Here is a 17,328-nt window from a genome sequence, read left to right as displayed (position 1 = left end):
GAGCGGATGCGTTATGCAGAGTTCCGCGCGCAAGGGCTGCCGATTGGCAGCGGCGTGGTGGAGAGCGGCTGCAAGACGGTGATACAGCGACGTTTGTGTCGCGGCTGGGAACGGCGGCATGCTGCGGCCATGCTCGCCGCCTTGTGTGAACTGCACAGCAATCGGCTAGACGCCGCAATCCGTCAGTGCCGCCAGCGGTGACTGTCACAAATCTGCGCTACACCCTCACCTCTATACTATACTATTCGTGTTCCGTCTATCGCCCTTCATCGTTGTCCTATAACGGGTTGTTGATCAACGGGTTGTTTGAAAACGTCGCACGCAGGCGTATTCCGCCAGGGCGAAAGAGCGCATCATCTATCCACATTCACATTTGTTCACAACCAGGAGGTTACCGAATGCAACCGTACGATGAACGTCAAGATCGCGACTGCAGACGAAACAGCATCACTGCCAAACGGGCCCAGTGGCTTACCTTGCCGGCCGCGCTGGCGCTCGTGGTAGCGGCATGCGCCACGCCGCCAGCCGCCCCAGCCCAACCACAAGTGCCAGCCGCGACCGCGCCGCCAGCTGCTGCCGAGGCCACCCAGCCGCCTGCGGCACCGCAGCCCAGCGGCAAGTTCACTTACTGGGGTGGCCTGATCTTCTCTGACGTGGCTAACCAAATGCTGGTGGACAAGATCACCGAATGGGGCAAGGCGCGAGGCATCGAAGTGGACGTGGTGATGATCAACCAGAACGAGACGCAACAGAAGGTCTCGGCAGCAGTCGAAGCTGGCACTATGCCCGACGCGCTCGACATGGGCACCGGCCTGATGCAGTTGCTCGCCAAGAATGGCCAACTCGAGCCGCTGGACGACGTGTTTAAGCAAATCGGTGAAGCGCATGGCGGCTGGCTCGAATCGGCAGCCAAGTCAGTTGATCCGGCCAGATACGGCGGCAGCGTGTGGGGCATCCCGTTTGGCCTCTCCGGCAACCTGATCAACCGTCGCCACGACTTGCTCAGCGCGAAAGGTTTCAACGAAGCACCCAAGACGTGGGAAGAACTCGGCCAGATGGCCGAGGCCGTCAATGACCCGCCCAAGGTATACGGCATGGGTTTTGCGCTGTCGAATGTCGGCGACGGCAACCTGACAGTGACGATGTTGCAGACCTGGGGCGGGCGCATCGCCGATGATCAGGGTAAGAATTGCACGATTGACAGCCCGGAGACCCGCACTTTCATGGAGTGGATCACCGGCCTATACAAGAAGGGCTTGTTCCCGCCCGGCGTGACCACCTGGGACGGCGCCGGCGACAACCAGGCCTATCAAGCCGGCCAGGCAGCCTTCATCGCCAATCCTGGCAGTGTATACCTCAACCTGCGCGACAACGATCCGGAGTTACTGGCGGCGACGCGTTTCTCCGGTTTGCCGGCCGGCCCGAAGCTGCAGTTGCAGCCCTACGGCCCGAACGTGCGCGCCATCCCGGTGACCAGCCGCTACAAGGACCTGGCCAAAGACCTGCTCATGTATCTGGCCGATGATGAGTTCATGAAGGAATACTATGCCAACGCCATCTACGGCCCGGTGCTCAACAGCCAGGTGGACTTCCCGGTATTCAAGGCAAGCCCGATTCACGTCGGCCTGCTCGATGTGGCGAAGAACGGCACACCGCCGGCCTTCCCCGATGTGGACAACCCGGCCTACGCCGAGTTCAACGCGAACTTCCTCATCCCCAAGATGATCCAGCGCGTAGTCGTAGACAACGTTAGCATCGAAGACGCGATCAAAGAGACACAGGCCGCCTGCCAGGCGATCTACGACAAGTACAAGTAAGGGGCTGAAGAGGCGAATAGTCAGTGGGGAGTCGGGAGTCGGTGATAAAACCACTCCCAACTCCCCACGCTCTCATGCTCATGGCAAGACCGGCCACGTTGCAATCCCCCGTCCGTGCCAGCCGCATCTCGCTCAGCAAACGCACCAGCCTGCTGGGCTATGCACTAGTCGCGCCGGTGGTGATCTGCTTGCTCATCCTCGTCGTCTATCCGTTCATCTTCGGTGTGACGATCAGCTTCACCAACCGCGAGATCGGCACCGAGGGCCAATTCGTCGGCCTGGCCAACTTTATCTATCTGTCCAAGGTGCCCAGCTTCCAGAAGGCCATCGTCAACACCATCGTGCTGGTGGGCACGGTGCAAACGATGAAGCTGGTGTTCGGCCTGGGCATCGCGCTGCTACTCAACCAGGCCATTCGCGCCCGGCAATTTTGGCGGGGGTTGATCCTGCTGCCCTGGGCGATGCCGGCCTTCGTCGCCTATCTGACGTGGAAGCTGTTGTATCTGCCCCAGGGCGGCGCGTTCAACATCATCGCCGTCGGCCTGGGCTTCGGCAACATAGACTTCCTCAGCCGCGAGCTGGCTATGCCCAGCGTGATCCTGGCCACGTTCTGGCGCGGCTTTCCATTTTGGGTGATCTCGTTTCTGGCCGCGCTGCAGAGCGTGCCGCAGGAGCAGTACGAAGCAGCAGCGATTGACGGCGCGAACGCCTGGCAACGCTTCCGGCACATCACCATCCCCGGCATCCTGCCGGTGGTGCTCGTCGTCGTGCTGCTCTCGACGATCTGGACGACCAACAGCTTCGAGAACGTCTGGCTCATCACGCAAGGCGGCCCATCGGACGCGACGATGACCTTTCCGGTGCTCGCCTACTTCGGCTTGCAGACGCTGCGCATCGGTGAGGCAGCTGCCGTGTCGGTAGCGATGTTGCCCGTGTTCGTGATGATGGCCTTCATCGGCGTGAAACTGCTGGAGCGGAATCAGGAATAGGGTGGAACAGACGATGCTGCACAAACTCAGCCCCTCACAAAAAGTGCTGGCCTACGCATGTCTGGTCTTGCTGGCCATCCTCATCCTCTTCCCGATCTACTACATGCTCACGGTGTCGCTGAAGACAAATCGCGACATCTATCGCGTGCCGTCGCTCTTGTTGCCGAACCCCACACTGATGAACTATGTCGAGTTGCTGGGACGGCGCGGTTTCGCCGTGAACATGCGCAATAGCCTGATCGTGGCTGGCAGCGCCACGGTCATCTCCGTGTTCATCAGTTGCTTGGCCGCCTATAGCCTGGTGCGGCTGCGCTACCGCGGCCGCACGTGGATCGGCCGGCTGATTTTGTTCTCGTACCTCACGCCAGCGTCATTGCTGTTCATCCCACTGGCGGTCATCATCAACCGCTTGCAAATGGGCAATACGCTGCACGGCCTGATCTTCACCTACCTCACGTTCGCTGCGCCACTCAGCACTTGGCTGTTGATGGGATTCTTTCGCAACGTGCCGGTAGACTTGGAAGAGCAGGCGATGGTGGACGGCGCGACACGCCTTCAGGCGCTCTTTCGCATCTTGTTGCCGGTAGCTGCGCCCGGCCTAGTCGCCGTTAGCGTTTTCACGTTCACCGGCGCGTGGAACGAATTGCTGCTGGCGCTGATCTTCACGACGTCACCGGAGATTCGCACCGTGCCGGTGGCGTTGCAATACCTCATCACCGGCGACGTGTTCCGTTGGGGGCTGATCATGGCTGGCGCGGTGGTGGCCGCCGTGCCGGTGATGACGCTGTATTACCTCTCGCAGCGCTTCGTGGTGCAAGGCCTGGCGGCAGGAGCAGTGAAGACGTGATCGTCGAGTGGAACCATCATCTCTTCAGCAGCGACACAGTGGGCTATCCCTGGCATCCGCGCGCAACCTACATACCGCAGGAGACGCACGACGACCCGCTGGCGCATTACCTGCACACGATGGATGAGCGCGGCGTGGATCGCGCGGTGATCGTGCAGCCGGAACCCTACGGCGACGATCACACGCTCGTGCTCGATGCGCTCGCGCGCGGGCCGGAGCGCCTGCGTGCGACAGCACTGTTTTATCCAAAAGACTCAGACGCACCGCGCAAGCTGGAAGAACTTGTGAGCCGCGCATCATGGCGATGCGCTTCCACGCGCATCGCGGCAAGGAGATGTATCTCGATAACTTCAGCGATGCCGGCGTGCGCGCGCTCTGGGAGAAGGCCGCCGCGCTCGGGTTGATCATCGAGCTGCATATCGGCCCGAACTACGCAGCGCAAACGCGCGACCTGATCACGGCTTTCCCCGAAACGACGGTGCTGATTGACCATCTCGGCGAGCCGGCCTATGGCACGATCCCCGAATACGCCGAGGTGCTGGCTCTGGCCGATTTCCCCAACGTGGTCATGAAGCTATCCGGCCTCGACCACATCGCCGGCGATGCGCCGCTGTATCTCAGCGTGCGACGCTTCGTCCGCCAGGTAGCCGATGCCTTCGGGCCGGCGCGCCTGGCCTGGGGCGTTGGCTCGCCGGCGTGGGTGCGCACGCACCTGTCCGACTGGCCCGAAGCAGACGTCACCCACGTGCTGGGCGGGAATCTCGTCCGACTACTACGCTGGCCCGAGGCACTCTGACCGCATCGCTTCGCGATGTGCGGCCAGCGCAGATGGATCGCGCGCCAGCCCGCCGAACGCCCGGCTGGTCACTAACCCGTAGATAATGATTGGGAATGAAGAGCAAAACGATCAGCTCGCGCCACTGTAAGCCCCTCCGCGCGATGTCGGCCTGGAGGCAGGGGTTGAGATACAAAACTGTTGGTTTCTGCAACCAGGGGCGCGTGAGCAACCAGACGTACAATCGCTCGGAGCTGCGCGCATCGCAGCCTACGGTGATGAGCAGGAAAGTGGTCGTCGAGACGCCAGGCAGGAATTCGAGTAGATTTGCACAAGATTCTGTCACCCCTAAAGCGAGTTCAAATGTCGCAATCAATGGCGAGCGAAAGTTGGCTGTCCATCAAAGAGGCGGCGGCCTACTTGAACATACACCCGGCCACGTTGCGCCGCTGGGCCGACAACGGCGAAATCCCTTACATGCTCACGCCCGGCGGCCATCGCCGCTTTGCACAGTCGGACATTCAACGCTTTGCCGAGTTGCATCGCGTGGCCCGGCGCGAGGTGTCGCTGGCCGAAGCATGGGCCGACCGGGCGATGACGCGCGCGCGCCAGGAGCTACCCGAGCGCAGCGCCGCCGGCTGGTTGGCCGCGTTGGATGAACCGATGCGCGAACGGCATCGGGCGCTCGGTCGCCGGCTGATGGGCCTGACGCTGCAGTACGTCTCCGCTGATGACGGTGCCCATCTGCTGGAAGAAGCGCGTGCGTTGGGCAGAGACTACGGTGAGCTGAGCAAGACGGCCGGCGCGTCGCTCAAAGACGCGCTGCAAGCCGCGCTGTTCTTCCGCGATAAGTTGCTGGAGGCAACGCTCGAACTCTCAGAAACCGCGCCCGTACGACCCGGCGATAGCTCCCGGCTGGTCAAACGCATCAACGCGCTGCTCAACGCTGTGCAACTGGCCATTGCCGAGGTGTACGAGGCCGATGCCTCGGGCCCCACACCGCCACGCAACCGACGCCGCGCGTGAGCCATAGACGTGTGGCTGCGAGTTACATGCCCGCGCAGATCGCACCTGCGAACGGCGCGCTTCGCGCTACTTGCCGGATGCACATCTGCACGCTTCGACATACAATCTCGTGTTGAGTCATTCAACCCAAACATCCTGCCTATGTCTCTTCCTAAAGACCTGTTGCTCTCGATGTATGAGCGCATGGCGCTGATTCGCGCCTTCGAGGAGGCTTGCGTCCAGCTCTACATGGAGAAGGAGATCCGCGGCTCGTTTCATCCATGCGTCGGCCAGGAGGCAACCGCCGTAGGTGCATGCTTCGCCATCAACCCCGACGACTACCTGACCTGCACCTACCGCGGCCACGGCGCATGTATCGCCAAAGGCATTGACGTGAACGCAGCGATGGCGGAGATGCTTGGCCGCAGGACCGGCGTCAGCAAGGGCAAAGGTGGCTCGATGCACTGGGCCGACCCCAGCATCGGCCTGCTCGGCGAGAACGCCATCGTCGCCGCCGGCGTGCCGATCGCCGCCGGCGCGGCACTCAGCGCACAGCTCGACCGCAACGGCCGCGTCGCGCTGACCATCTTCGGCGACGGCGCGATCAACCAGGGCGCATTTCACGAGGCGCTGAACATGGCGCAACTGTGGAAGCTGCCGCTGATCCTGCTGTGCGAGAACAACCTCTACGCCGAGATGACGCCGCTGGCCAAGTCCAACCCGCTCGAACAGGTCGCCGACCGGGCCAAAGGCTACAACATGCGCGCGGTCGTGGTGGATGGCAACGATGTCTGCGCCGTATACGACGCCGTGCGCGAAGCGGCCCGACTGGCCCGCGCCGGCGAGGGCCCGACCTTCATCGAAGCGCGCACCTATCGCCTGCTCGGCCACATGATCGGCGATTCCGAGAGCTACCGCACTAAAGAAGAGGTGGCCGCGTGGCGCGAACGCGACCCGATCAAGCGGCTGCGCGCGCATCTGGCTCAGGCCGAGGGCGTGACCGACGCCGAATTCGACGCCATTCACGCGCGCGTGCAACAGCAGATCGCGGATGCCGTCAAGTTTGCCAGAGAATCACCCTATCCTGATCCCGAGGAAGCCTATACCGACTTCTGGGTCTGAAATTTCACGGCCGAGCTGCGAAACACGCAAAACCTCCTGCGCGATCTCAGCGCGCTGCTCGGTTGAAAAATTGACCTGCCATGCGAGAGTTGACCTACACGCAAGCATTGCGCGAGGCGCTCACCGAAGAGATGGAGCGCGACCCCAACATCATCCTGATGGGCGAGGACATCGGCGCCTATGGCGGCGTCTTTCGGGTGACCGAGGGCCTGTTGGCCCGGTTCGGCCCGGAGCGCGTGCGCGATACGCCGATCAGCGAGGCCGGCTTCATCGGCATGGGCGTGGGCCTGGCCATGACCGGCAAGCGCCCGGTGCCCGAGTTGATGTTCATGGACTTTGCGCTGGTCGCCGCCGACTCGATCTGGAACCAGGCGGCGAAGATGCGCGCCATGAGCGGCGGCCGTGTGAAGGTGCCGATGGTGATCCGGGCGCAACAAGGCGGCGGGCGCGGCAACGGCGCGCAGCACTCGCAGAGCTTTGAGGCGCTGTTCACGCACATCCCCGGCTTTAAGGTGGTCCTACCGGCCACGCCGGCCGATGCAAAAGGGCTGCTCAAGAGCGCCCTGCGCGACGAGAACCCGGTCATGTTCATTGAGCACAAGCTGCTCTACAACACCAAAGGGCCCGTGCCGGATGGCGAATACACCATCCCGCTCGGCGTAGCCGATGTGAAGCGCGAGGGCCAAGACCTTACCATCGTCAGCTACTCGCGGCAGTTGTTGTTCGCGCTGGAAGCCGCCGAGGCGCTCCAGCGTGAGCACGGCATCTCCGCCGAGGTGATTGACCTGCGCTGCACCGCGCCCATGGACATCGAGACCATCGTCAAATCGCTGCGCAAGACCCATCGCCTGCTCATCACGCACGAGTCGCACGCCTCATGCGGCGTCGGCGCGGAGATCGCCATGCGGGTGATGGAGACGGCGTTCGACGAACTCGACGCGCCGATCATGCGCGTGGCCGGCCTGGATGTGCCGATCCCCGTCGCCAAAACGCTTGAGGACGTCGTGCTGCCGCAACCAGATGCCATCGTGCGCGGCGCGTTAAAGCTCATGAAGGAATAAGCAGTGTCTTTCAAAGTGAAGCTATGATTCAGGGTATCTTCCACGTCTCGTTCACCGTTAGAAATCTGGAAGAGTCGGTCAAGTGGTACACCGAGGTGCTTGGCCTGGAATACTTTCGCGGTCAGGAGCAGCACAACGAATACACCGCCCGGCTGGTGGCTTTCCCCGGCGCGCATTTGAAGGTCGCCCAGTTGCGCGTGCCGGGTCAGCCGCTGGCCGAACGGGCCAACCACCACATTGAGTTAGTGGAGTACGTTTATCCGCACGGGCGGGATGATCTTGATCTTTCGACCAATCACACCGGCAGCGGCCATTGGGCGTTTATCGTGGACGACATTCACAAGGAGTTTGAACGGATGAAGGCGCTCGGGGTGCGCTTCAAAGCCGATAAGCCCGTGGCCATCGAGCACGGCGTGAATAAGGGCGGCTACGCGATCTACTTCTTGGACTGCAACGGCATTACGCTGGAGCTGTTGCAGCCGCCCCCATCATCGGCGGCCGAACGCCGCTCAGGTGGGCGACGCGACGGTCTGTAGATCAACGCCCGCCATGGACATCCTCTTCATCGCTGCCGAATGCGCGCCCTATGCCAAGACTGGCGGCCTGGCCGATGTCGTCGGCGCGCTGCCGCAGTACTTGCGGGCGATGGGTCACGAAGCGATCGTCGTGATGCCGCGCTATTCGTCCATCAACGGCGACCGCTATGGCCTGCGCTGGTTCCACGGGCCGATGGGTGTGTGGATGGGCAACACACAGGAGTGGTGCGCCGTGCATACGGCGTCGAGCGGCGGCGTGCCGGTCTACTTCATCGAGAGCCAAAAGTACTTCGACCGCTGGGGGTTGTATCACGACGCCAACTTCAACGATTATCAGGACAACCCGCGCCGGTTCGGCTTCCTGACGCGCGCCGGCCTGCAACTGTGCAAGGACATCGGCTTCAAGCCCGACGTAGTGCACGCGCATGATTGGCACACCGCGCTCGCGCCGGCCTACCTGAAGATCTGGCATTGGAACGATCCGCTCCTTGGCAGCGCCGCCAGCCTGCTCACCATCCACAACATCGCCTACCAGGGCCGCTATCCGGCGTATCACATGGATTACCTCGGCTTGCAGTGGGGCAACTTCACGCCGGACAAGTTCGAGGATCACGGCGCGATCAACTTCCTCAAAGGCGGCATCGTCTATGCCGACATGGTCAACACCGTTAGCCCGACCTACGCCCGCGAGACGCGCACGCCGGAGCTGGGCTACGGCATGGCGCCGTATCTCAACGCCAAAGGCGAGAACTACATCGGCATCCTGAACGGCTGCGATTACGCGCTGTGGAATCCACAGACCGATCCGCTCATTCCGGCGCGCTACACATGTGACGACCTAAGCGGCAAAGCGGCTTGCAAGCGCGCATTGCAGCAGCGCTTCGGCTTGACCGTCTCACCCGATACGCCGGTGATCGGCATAGTGAGTCGCATGGTGGAGCAAAAAGGGTTGCACTTGCTGGCGCAGTGCATCGAGGACATCGTGGCCAACATGCGCGTGCAATTCGCCATCCTCGGCAGCGGCGAGAAGGCGCTGGAGCATTACTTCGGCGAACTGCCGGCGCGTTACCCTGGCCGCATCGGCAGCTACATCGGCTACAGCGATGAACTGGCGCACTGGATCGAAGCCGGCTCGGACTTCTTCCTCATGCCGTCGCTGTTCGAGCCCTGTGGCTTGAACCAGATGTACTCGCTGCGTTACGGCACGCTGCCGATCGTGCGCGCCACCGGCGGGCTGGACGACACCGTGCAGCAATACGACGAAGCGACCGGCGACGGCACCGGCTTCAAGTTCTATGAAGCCAGCGCGCATGCCATCTACTACACCGTCGGCTGGGCCGTCAGCACCTACTATGACCGGCCGCAGCACATGCAAAGGATGATCCACACGGCAATGGCGCAGGATTTCTCGTGGGAGCGCAGCGCTGAGCAATATGTGCGCGCCTACGAGCGGGCGATCCAAAACAAACGCGGTGGGTGACGGTTACTACTCCTCCGCCTTCTTCTCCAATCCCACGCGATCGTTGATCACGATGACGCCGCGCTCGGTGGTGATCAGGCCGAGTTCCTCGAAGTTGCGCAGCGTGCGGCTGACCATCTCGCGCACAGTGCCGATCTGGCTGGCCATTTCTGCCTGAGTGAGCGGCGGCACGGCTTCGCCGCGTTCGGCAGCCTCGGCGCGAGAAAGCAGCAGGCGGGCCAGCCGGCCTTGCACACAGTGCAACGCCAGCTCATCCACCAGCGCCACCAGATGACGCTGCCGCCGGGCCAGGTCCTTCAGCAGCGCCATCGTGAATTCCGGCTCGCGCATCATCAATCGGCGCAGCGGCTCGCAGGGCACCGCAGCCAACACGGCGTCGGTCAGCGCTTGAACAGTAGCCGGGTTCGGCCCACCGTCGAGCACCGGCACGAGGTTGATGTGATCGCCTGGGCCGGCGATGTGCAGCACCTGCTCGCGCCCGTTCGACGCCGTGCGGACGATCTTGACGCGGCCGCTCAGCACCACGTACATCGCCTCGGCTTCGTCCCCTTCGAGCTGGATGATGGCACCTGCTGCGACCTCGCGGATCACGGCGATCGCCGCCAACGCGTCCACCACGTGGTCGGGCAGGCTGACGCGGGCGGCCATCCGCCGCAGCGCAGGCAGCGCTTCAGTCGCGTGTGCGGTCATGCAAAGCATTCTATCGGTGGCGCCCGATATGTGACAAAGGTCATGGCGCTCACCCGTCGAACCGCGTATGGTCTCATGCGCCATGCAAGCAGTTTCGACTCACTGGATGCAGCGCGTGATCCCGCGCATAGACGAGCAGCGGTGCACCGGCTGCGGCAACTGCGAAGCACTCTGTCCCACGCAGGCGGTGCGAGTGGTAACCGACAAAGCAGTGATCGTCCGGCCGGAGGCATGCGTCTATTGCGACGTGTGCGAGACGTTTTGTCCGGAAGGGGCAATCGGCCGGCCGTTCCGGATCGTCTTCAACGAAGCCCTTGAACAGGGGGATCGCTCAAAGCGGCCTGGCCGCGATATGACCTGACCCTGGCAGCGATGTATCCTCAAGCTCGGTTCTACATTCGCACGGCGCTGATCTACCTCGTCCTGGCGTTCGTCGTCGCTGCGCTCGTGTTGATCAATCAGAGCACTGCACAGGATGGGCGGCTGAGCGCGTTGCAGCCGGTCTTCTACCACCTGCTCATGGTCGGTTGGGCCACGCAGTTGATCGGTGGCGTGGCGTTGTGGATGCTGCCGCCGTATTCGCGCGAGAAGCCGCGCGGCGATGAAAGGCTGGGCTGGGGCGCCTACGCAGCGCTCAACGCCGGCCTCATCTTACGGGTGATCGCCGAGCCGTTGAACGCCTGGCAGCCCGGCCGGGCGCTCGGCATCGCGCTGGTGCTCTCCGCCGTTTTGCAGGTGATCGCAGCGTGGTTGCTGGTTATCGCGTTGTGGCCGAGGGTGCGCCGGCGCATCACGCCGGAGCCGCAATCTCGTTCATCACAACGAGGAGGGTGTTGATGCCGCACGTATCAGTTGTCATGGTGCGCATGGCGCTGTTGTGGTGGGGCGTGGGCTTCACACTCGGCGGATTGACGCTCGCCAACAAAGGGCTGTCCTTCCACGGCGGTGTGTGGACGCTGCGCACCGGTCACATCTTCGTCTTGCTGGTCGGCTGGCTGGTGCAGTTCAGCGCTGGCGTCGCCGTCTGGATCATGCCGCGGCTCGTTCATCCGGGTGTCGTCACCGGCAGCGGCGACCGTGGCGATCTCCGGCTGGCGTGGTTGTGCTGCGTGGCGCTGAACGCCGGCGTAGCGCTCATGGCGTTGCATGCGCCGCTGGTCTGGCTTGGCGGGGGCGATGTGCCAGCGCTGCGATGGATGCCGGCGCTGGCCGGCGTGTTATGGCTGATTGCCATCGCTGCCTTCGTCGCCAATGTGTGGCCGCGGGTGCGGCCGGTGATCGAACCGCTGACGATGACGGTCAAGGAGTGAGATGCGATGCTGAGACAAAAGCTAGCCGCTGTGCTGACCTCTGGCGAGGCAGCCACTGCGCCAAGTAGGTTGCGCCTGGCGCGCATCGTGATTGCAGCGCTTGCAGTCGTTGCAGCTATGGTCGCGGCGTGGGGCGGTTTAGTGCGCATCGGTTGGCCCCTGCCGGTCTTTTCCATCTCCCTTGGAGCAGCGCATGGCCCGCTGATGGTGTGCGGTGCGTTGATGACGGTGATTGGCTTGGAACGCGCGGTCGCGCTACAGCATCGCTGCGGGGAATGGCCCTTCATCGCCCCGCTGTTGTCGGCGATAGGCGTTGCCGGCGTGATCGGCGGGCTGCCCGATGTGCTTGGTGCGCCGGTCTTCAGCGTGAGCAGCGGCGTCCTCCTTGGCGTTCATCTCGCGATGGTTCGCCTGCAGCCGGCGACGTTTGCGCGGGTCATGGCATCGGGCGCAGCGCTGCTGTTGATAGGCAACGCGCTTTGGCTGAGCGGATGGCCGCTCTACCGCATCGCGCCCTGGTGGATCGGCTTTCTGGTCCTGACGATCGCGGGCGAGCGGCTGGAGCTGGGGCGCGTGCAAAAGCTGTCCGCGCTGTCGCAGCAGGCATTTGCCGGCTCGGTGATCGGTGTGTGCGTCGGCATCGCCTGCACCATTGTTTCGCCCGACATTGGGACGCGCATCCTGGGCCTGGGGTTGCTTGCACTGGCAGCGTGGCTGTTGCGCTACGATGTCGCGCGCCGCACGGTCAGGATGAGCGGGTTGCCTCGATTCATCGGTGCATGCCTGCTGAGCGGATACCTCTGGCTAGGGGTGGGCGGGGGACTAGCGTTGATGTTCGGCGCCGTGCTCGGTGGGCCGCGATACGATGCCGTGCTGCATGCGATCTTCGTGGGCTTTGTCTTCGCAATGATCCTCGGCCATGCGCCGATCATCCTACCGGCGCTCCTGGGCGTCTCGGTTGCATCGCCGGCTTGGTTCTACGCGCCACTCGTGCTGTTGCATGCTTCTCTGGCAGTGCGCGTGTTGGGCGATTTGTCCGGGGAATTCGAGCTGCGACGCCAGGGTGGGTTATTGAACGCTGCTGCATTGCTGCTCTATGCGGCACTCATGATCTATGCGGTACGCCGGGCACAGGCAGATATGCCGCGGCAGCACGCTGGCAATGGAGGCAATAGATGAAGGTTTTCCATCTCCCTGAATCAGTGAAGTTCGATCAGCACCGGCCACACGCCGAGCCGTTGCACGTGGACAAGATGGGGCGTGTGCTGCTGTTTGGGTTACGGCCCGGGCAAACGGTGGCTGAGCACAGCGCACCGAGTTCGCCGGTCTATATCGTCGTGCTGAGCGGCAAGGGCATCTTTACCAGCGGCGATGGGATCGAACACGTCCTTGGCCCTGGGGCGATGCTGGTGATCAATCCGAACGAATCGCACGCGATCCGCGCCTTGGAAGACGCGCTGACGTTCGTGGCCATCTTGCACGGGTCGCCCTGGTCATGAGGCGCTGCCGCGCTTAACACGCTTTTATCACAACTGCCTAGAATGCCGCTTAGATGAACCCGTCGCCGGAACGGCTGATCACGCCGCTCATGGAGCTGCGACGCCGCGCGCTGGCACTCGAGCAGCAATATCAGGACGCCGTGAATCAGGCTGCGCCGGGGTATCGCGAGAGCGCGCGCAACTTGCTCCATTACCTCGCGCTGCGCCAGGTGGATGTGCGCGACTTACAAGACGAGCTCGCTGCTCTCGGCCTCAGCTCGCTTGGCCGTTCCGAGGCGCACACGCTGCACACGTTGGATGCAGTGCTCATCGCGCTGCATTGCCTCGCTGGTCGCGAGCCGCAAATCGAGCCTGTCGCAGCAGTGGATTTCAAGCTAGGCCGCACGCTGCTCCAGGAGCACACCCGCCGCTTATTCGGTGCCGGGTCCGGCAAACGCGCTGTGCGCATCATGGTGACCATGCCCACCGAGGCAGCCGGCAACCCAGATCTGGTCCGTCACCTGCTCGCCTCCGGCATGGACGTGATGCGCATCAACTGCGCGCACGACAATGCCGAGACTTGGCTGAGGATGATCGAGAACCTGCGGCGCGCCGAGCGCGAGCTGGGCCGGACGTGCAAAGTGTATGCCGATCTGGCCGGGCCAAAGCTGCGCACCGGCCCGCTCGCTACATCTGCCCAGGTGATCAAACTCAGGCCGGAGCGCGACCTGCGGGGCTGCGTCTTGAAGCCGGCACGAGTATGGTTCACGCCGAAGAAGGAGACTGCATCATCCTTGGGAGATGTGCCCATTGTGCCTCTCAGCGGCGACTTGCTCTCCCCGGCGCAGCGCGGCGATGTGATCGCGTTGACCGATACGCGCGGCAAATCGCGCGAGCTGAAGGTCGTCGCTAAAAACGATGCGTCGTTGTTGGCCGAATGCGACAAGACGGTTTACCTTGAGACCGGCATGGCCGTGCGCCTGCTGCGCAAGAAAGGCTTTGTCGCCGAAGGGCGCATCGGCGAACTCCCGTCAGTGGCCGAGCCGATTTTGCTTCGTCCTGGAGACAGGCTCATCGTCACCAATGACGATGCGCCGGGCAGCCCGCCGGCGTTGAACCCACGTGGCGAGGTCGTTCGTCCTGCGCAGCTCTCATGCACGCTTGGAGAGTCGTTTGCGGCCGTCAAGCCGGGGGAGAATATTTGGTTCGACGACGGCAAAATCTGCGGGCGCGTGCTGGAGAACGACGGCGCGCGCATGCTCGTGGAGATCATCCACACGAATCCCGCCGCCGGCGCGAAGTTGGGCGCGGAGAAAGGCATCAACCTCCCCGGCGCCAAACTGGATATCCCATCGCTTACCCAGAAGGACCTAGACGACCTCGCCGTCATGGCGTCGCGCGTAGACATGATCGGCCTATCGTTCGTGCGCAACCCAGAGGATGTCCGAGCGCTCCGCGAGGAGATGAATCGCCTGAAAGTGCGCGACGTGGGCGTGATCCTGAAGATCGAGACACGCGCCGCATTCGAGAATCTGCCCCAGTTATTGCTGGCCGGCATGCAACTGCCACCGGTCGGCGTGATGGTGGCGCGCGGCGATCTGGCGGTCGAGGTCGGCTTCGAGCGGTTGGCCGAAGTGCAGGAGGAAATCCTCTGGCTGTGCGAGGCGGCGCACGTGCCGGTGATCTGGGCAACCCAGGTGCTGGAGAGCATGGCCAAGTTTGGCTCGCCGTCGCGGGCCGAGGTGTCGGACGCGGTGATGAGCGGCCGGGCAGAGTGCGTGATGCTCAACAAGGGGCCGTACATCGTCGAGGCGGTGCGTTTTCTCAACGGCGTGCTTGAGCGCATGGAAGCGCATCAATCCAAGAAGCGCGCGCGGCTGCGCCGGCTGTCCATCTCGCACCTTTGAGCACGGCGCTGCCGCATGCCGTAGCAGGAGGGTCGGCGCAGGCTGACGCCCGCGCTGCGCAGCTATAGGGTGCACTACCGCGCGCCGGAAGAGCAATCTCACCCAACCTCACGAGTCACTAGAGGCCCGCTTCGTCAATCGGCAAGCTCGGCATCTTCAAGTCCACCACTTCGCCGTGCCGGTTGATGACGATGCTGAAGCCGAGCATGCCGAGATATTGGCGCGCCTGCTCTGGGATGCCCACCGTGAACAACTGGGCGAAGTGTTGATCCAGATTGCGGATCTGCCGATCCACCGCGACCTTGGTGAACAAGTCGTCTTTGCCCAGCATGCGCAGCACCCCTTCGCTGACCAACGCCTCGTTCTGCTGCACCTGCTCGCGAAACATGCTCAATACCTGCTCGTCCACCTTTCGCGCGTCCACGTGATATGCGAAGCCGTCCTCGACCAGCACGTAGGTCGGGTCGGAGCCCACGTAGGCGACCGGCAAAGCATTGCCTGCCTCGTCGAGCACCAGACCCTCGAACAGCGCCTTTGTCATCGAAATCACCGATTCCCAATCAGAGCAGTCCTAACCATTGCGCCACGACCGGGCCGACGCCGATCATGTTCAGGGTAATCGGCATCAGCAGCACGCCGAGGCAATTCAGCCGCCGGCCGCCGACGATGACCGGGATCAAGCCGACGGTCGTCGCCACCAACATTATCACGAATCCGCTCCAGCCGGTGAACGCGAGCGTGATCGCAACCGCGATGACCAGCGACCCACCGGCAATCCATTTGACGTTGAGGCGATTGATCAGCTTCGCCGTTGCGCGCGCCAGCCCGATCAGCACGATGAAGGCCGCCGTACCGGCCAGCGCCATGGCAGCGACAGCGAGCCAGTAGCTGCGCCAGCCATACGGCACATAGACGCTGCTCAGCATCCACGCCATACCGCCGCGTGTCAGCGTCAGCCCAGGCACGAAGAGCAGCAGAAAGCTGCCGACGTAGTAGGCGACCTTCGAAGCGCCGAGCGAGATCATGAACAGCCGTTCGTTCCACTGCGCGGTCGCGTGCCCGGCCAATAGACCGCCGATGCCCCCGCTGATGACCGGTAGCACACTCGCGAACAAGCCGCCGCTCAATCCGGTCAACGAGCCGCGCAGCAGCAGCCGGGGTTCAAGCTCGGCCGGCAGTGTAGCCGTCTGTGGCGGCGGTTTCGCGCCGAACAAGAGGATCTGCAGCAGTCCGGGGACGGCGAATAGGCCGACGAACGCCGGCATCAAGTTGACGAACGCCGATTCGACGGCGATCGGGCTGCGATAGAGCAAGACGAACCCCAGCAGTCCACTCAAAGTGAAGGTGAGCAGGCCGGCGCCGAGGTAAGCCCACGCCGATAGCAAGCGTCGCACCGGCGGCGCCAGATCGTTGGCGCGCGGCCACTCGCCTAACAGCAAAAAGGCGACGATTGCTACCAGCATCCATCCGGTGTGCGGTTGGACAATCGCGCGCAACGGGCGCAGGACCTCGTCCAGCATTGGCGATAGCAACACCAACCCGAGCAACGCACACAGGCTTCCTGCCCCAACGAGCAACGCGGCTTCGGCGCCGCGCCCGCACATCAAGTAGCGGGTCGTCGGCAGTATGGCAACTACGTTCGCGTCGTCCGGCGCAAAGAGGAACACGGCCGGGATGATGTTAACCACCGCCCAGCCCACCAATGCGCCCAGCAGGAACATCGCCAATGCTTGATCGGCCAGGCCAATGACGCCACGCGTTGAGAGCAACAGCGCCAGCCCGGCCACGTTGAACACATGCAGGCCCGGCAGCAGTGCCAAGCCGCATCCGATCAACGCGCCGGCCAGCGCGATGGCGAGCAAGGTCAGGTCACCGAGCAAAGAGGCCATGATTATCCACCGGCCGATGTAATGCTGTCGTGCTTCCGCTTGCACGTCTTCGACTGAGATGAGTTATATTAAGGCTAGTTCAAGGAAAGAATCATGGCAACTACGAACACCAAGAAGGCGATGAACAAATCGCAATTGGCGGCGACGCTTGCGGAGAACACCGGCCTGAGCAAAGCGGATGTCAACAAAGTCCTCGCTGCGCTGAGCGACGTCATCCATCGTGAACTGAGTCCGAGTGGTCCGCAGGTCTTCAGTCTGCCGGGGATTGTCAAGTTCACCGTGTCGCGCAAGCCGGCGACGAGCGCACGCGAGGGGGTCAACCCGTTCACCGGCGAGAAGATCATCATCGCCGCTAAACCCGAGCGAAATGTCGTTCGCGCGCGTGTGCTCAAGCCGCTGAAAGAAGCCGTCTGATCTCCGCA

The 17,328-nt window shown here is 63.0% G+C and carries 20 protein-coding genes and 1 pseudogene; 18 read left to right on the top strand and 3 right to left on the bottom strand.

Translation table 11 applies throughout. From position 1 onward, the window contains the following. The 11 genes and pseudogenes from GXH28_RS16030 to glgA all read left to right on the top strand — a co-directional run. Positions 1-201: pseudogene (locus GXH28_RS16030) on the top strand (ISKra4-like element ISMfu2 family transposase); the annotation flags it as partial. A gap of 197 nt (positions 202-398) precedes the next feature. Continuing rightward, a complete protein-coding gene (locus GXH28_RS02630) occupies positions 399-1,817 on the top strand; it encodes an ABC transporter substrate-binding protein (RefSeq protein WP_169237450.1) in 1,419 nt (472 codons plus the stop codon). A gap of 80 nt (positions 1,818-1,897) precedes the next feature. Next, positions 1,898-2,806 (top strand): carbohydrate ABC transporter permease, encoded by a 909-nt coding sequence (locus GXH28_RS02625; protein WP_169237449.1) that lies wholly within the window; start codon positions 1,898-1,900, stop codon positions 2,804-2,806. A 1-nt stretch (position 2,807) separates the two neighbouring features. Then, on the top strand, positions 2,808-3,653 hold the full coding sequence (locus tag GXH28_RS02620) for an ABC transporter permease subunit (RefSeq protein WP_206156684.1): 846 nt from the start codon (positions 2,808-2,810) through the stop codon (positions 3,651-3,653). Continuing rightward, a complete protein-coding gene (locus GXH28_RS02615; protein WP_169237447.1) occupies positions 3,650-4,057 on the top strand; it encodes an amidohydrolase family protein in 408 nt (135 codons plus the stop codon). Before GXH28_RS02620 ends, GXH28_RS02615 begins: the two co-directional genes overlap by 4 nt. Continuing rightward, positions 3,988-4,449, top strand: a complete 462-nt coding sequence (locus tag GXH28_RS02610; RefSeq protein ID WP_338140944.1) for an amidohydrolase family protein — start codon at positions 3,988-3,990, stop codon at positions 4,447-4,449. Before GXH28_RS02615 ends, GXH28_RS02610 begins: the two co-directional genes overlap by 70 nt. Positions 4,450-4,803: 354 nt before the next feature. Further along, complete coding sequence (locus tag GXH28_RS02600; RefSeq protein WP_169237444.1) at positions 4,804-5,454, top strand: MerR family transcriptional regulator; 651 nt, start codon at positions 4,804-4,806, stop codon at positions 5,452-5,454. Between the two features lie 141 nt (positions 5,455-5,595). Then, complete coding sequence (locus GXH28_RS02595; protein ID WP_169237443.1) at positions 5,596-6,555, top strand: thiamine pyrophosphate-dependent dehydrogenase E1 component subunit alpha; 960 nt, start codon at positions 5,596-5,598, stop codon at positions 6,553-6,555. An 80-nt stretch (positions 6,556-6,635) separates the two neighbouring features. Next, complete coding sequence (locus tag GXH28_RS02590) at positions 6,636-7,616, top strand: alpha-ketoacid dehydrogenase subunit beta (protein ID WP_169237442.1); 981 nt, start codon at positions 6,636-6,638, stop codon at positions 7,614-7,616. Between the two features lie 23 nt (positions 7,617-7,639). Beyond that, the gene (locus tag GXH28_RS02585; protein ID WP_169237441.1) at positions 7,640-8,152 is read left to right on the top strand and encodes a VOC family protein; all 513 of its coding nucleotides are present in this window, start codon (positions 7,640-7,642) and stop codon (positions 8,150-8,152) included. A gap of 13 nt (positions 8,153-8,165) precedes the next feature. After that, positions 8,166-9,632 carry a glycogen synthase GlgA gene (gene glgA, locus GXH28_RS02580; protein WP_169237440.1) on the top strand — a complete coding sequence of 489 codons (1,467 nt, stop codon included), beginning with the start codon at positions 8,166-8,168 and terminating at the stop codon, positions 9,630-9,632. A 6-nt stretch (positions 9,633-9,638) separates the two neighbouring features. On the opposite strand, the gene GXH28_RS02575 is transcribed toward glgA, so the two are convergent. Next, positions 9,639-10,322: a Crp/Fnr family transcriptional regulator gene (locus GXH28_RS02575; protein ID WP_169237439.1), complete on the bottom strand. Its 684-nt coding sequence runs from the start codon at positions 10,320-10,322 to the stop codon at positions 9,639-9,641. An 82-nt stretch (positions 10,323-10,404) separates the two neighbouring features. Here GXH28_RS02575 and GXH28_RS02570 point away from each other — a divergent pair, with 82 nt between their 5' ends. Genes GXH28_RS02570 through GXH28_RS02545 form a run of 6 tightly spaced genes read left to right on the top strand, consistent with a single transcriptional unit; the run spans position 10,405 to position 15,017 of the window. Continuing rightward, positions 10,405-10,683: an ATP-binding protein gene (locus GXH28_RS02570; RefSeq protein WP_169237438.1), complete on the top strand. Its 279-nt coding sequence runs from the start codon at positions 10,405-10,407 to the stop codon at positions 10,681-10,683. Positions 10,684-10,694: 11 nt separating this feature from the next. Next, positions 10,695-11,159, top strand: a complete 465-nt coding sequence (locus GXH28_RS02565) for a hypothetical protein (protein WP_169237437.1) — start codon at positions 10,695-10,697, stop codon at positions 11,157-11,159. Next, on the top strand, positions 11,159-11,632 hold the full coding sequence (locus tag GXH28_RS02560) for a hypothetical protein (protein ID WP_169237436.1): 474 nt from the start codon (positions 11,159-11,161) through the stop codon (positions 11,630-11,632). Before GXH28_RS02565 ends, GXH28_RS02560 begins: the two co-directional genes overlap by 1 nt. A gap of 6 nt (positions 11,633-11,638) precedes the next feature. Beyond that, complete coding sequence (locus GXH28_RS02555) at positions 11,639-12,811, top strand: hypothetical protein (RefSeq protein ID WP_169237435.1); 1,173 nt, start codon at positions 11,639-11,641, stop codon at positions 12,809-12,811. Beyond that, on the top strand, positions 12,808-13,131 hold the full coding sequence (locus tag GXH28_RS02550) for a cupin domain-containing protein (RefSeq protein WP_169237434.1): 324 nt from the start codon (positions 12,808-12,810) through the stop codon (positions 13,129-13,131). The genes GXH28_RS02555 and GXH28_RS02550 overlap by 4 nt, the downstream gene beginning before the upstream one ends. 53 nt (positions 13,132-13,184) lie before the next feature. Continuing rightward, positions 13,185-15,017 carry a pyruvate kinase gene (locus tag GXH28_RS02545; RefSeq protein ID WP_169237433.1) on the top strand — a complete coding sequence of 611 codons (1,833 nt, stop codon included), beginning with the start codon at positions 13,185-13,187 and terminating at the stop codon, positions 15,015-15,017. 118 nt (positions 15,018-15,135) lie between these two features. Here the strand turns inward: GXH28_RS02545 and GXH28_RS02540 are convergent, their stop codons facing one another. Further along, a complete protein-coding gene (locus tag GXH28_RS02540; protein WP_206156683.1) occupies positions 15,136-15,567 on the bottom strand; it encodes a hypothetical protein in 432 nt (143 codons plus the stop codon). Positions 15,568-15,577: 10 nt separating this feature from the next. Beyond that, the gene (locus tag GXH28_RS02535; protein ID WP_169237431.1) at positions 15,578-16,906 is read right to left on the bottom strand and encodes a tripartite tricarboxylate transporter permease; all 1,329 of its coding nucleotides are present in this window, start codon (positions 16,904-16,906) and stop codon (positions 15,578-15,580) included. 93 nt (positions 16,907-16,999) lie between these two features. On the opposite strand from GXH28_RS02535, the gene GXH28_RS02530 reads away from it, so the two are divergent. Next, complete coding sequence (locus GXH28_RS02530) at positions 17,000-17,320, top strand: HU family DNA-binding protein (protein ID WP_169237430.1); 321 nt, start codon at positions 17,000-17,002, stop codon at positions 17,318-17,320. The last annotated feature ends 8 nt before the right edge of the window (positions 17,321-17,328 follow it).

The organism is Candidatus Roseilinea sp. NK_OTU-006, assembly GCF_012931985.1.
Taxonomy (GTDB): Bacteria; Chloroflexota; Anaerolineae; order J036; family Brachytrichaceae; genus JAAFGM01.
Note: the sequence above shows the minus strand (reverse complement) of the source record. Positions and strands in the feature narration are given on the sequence as shown.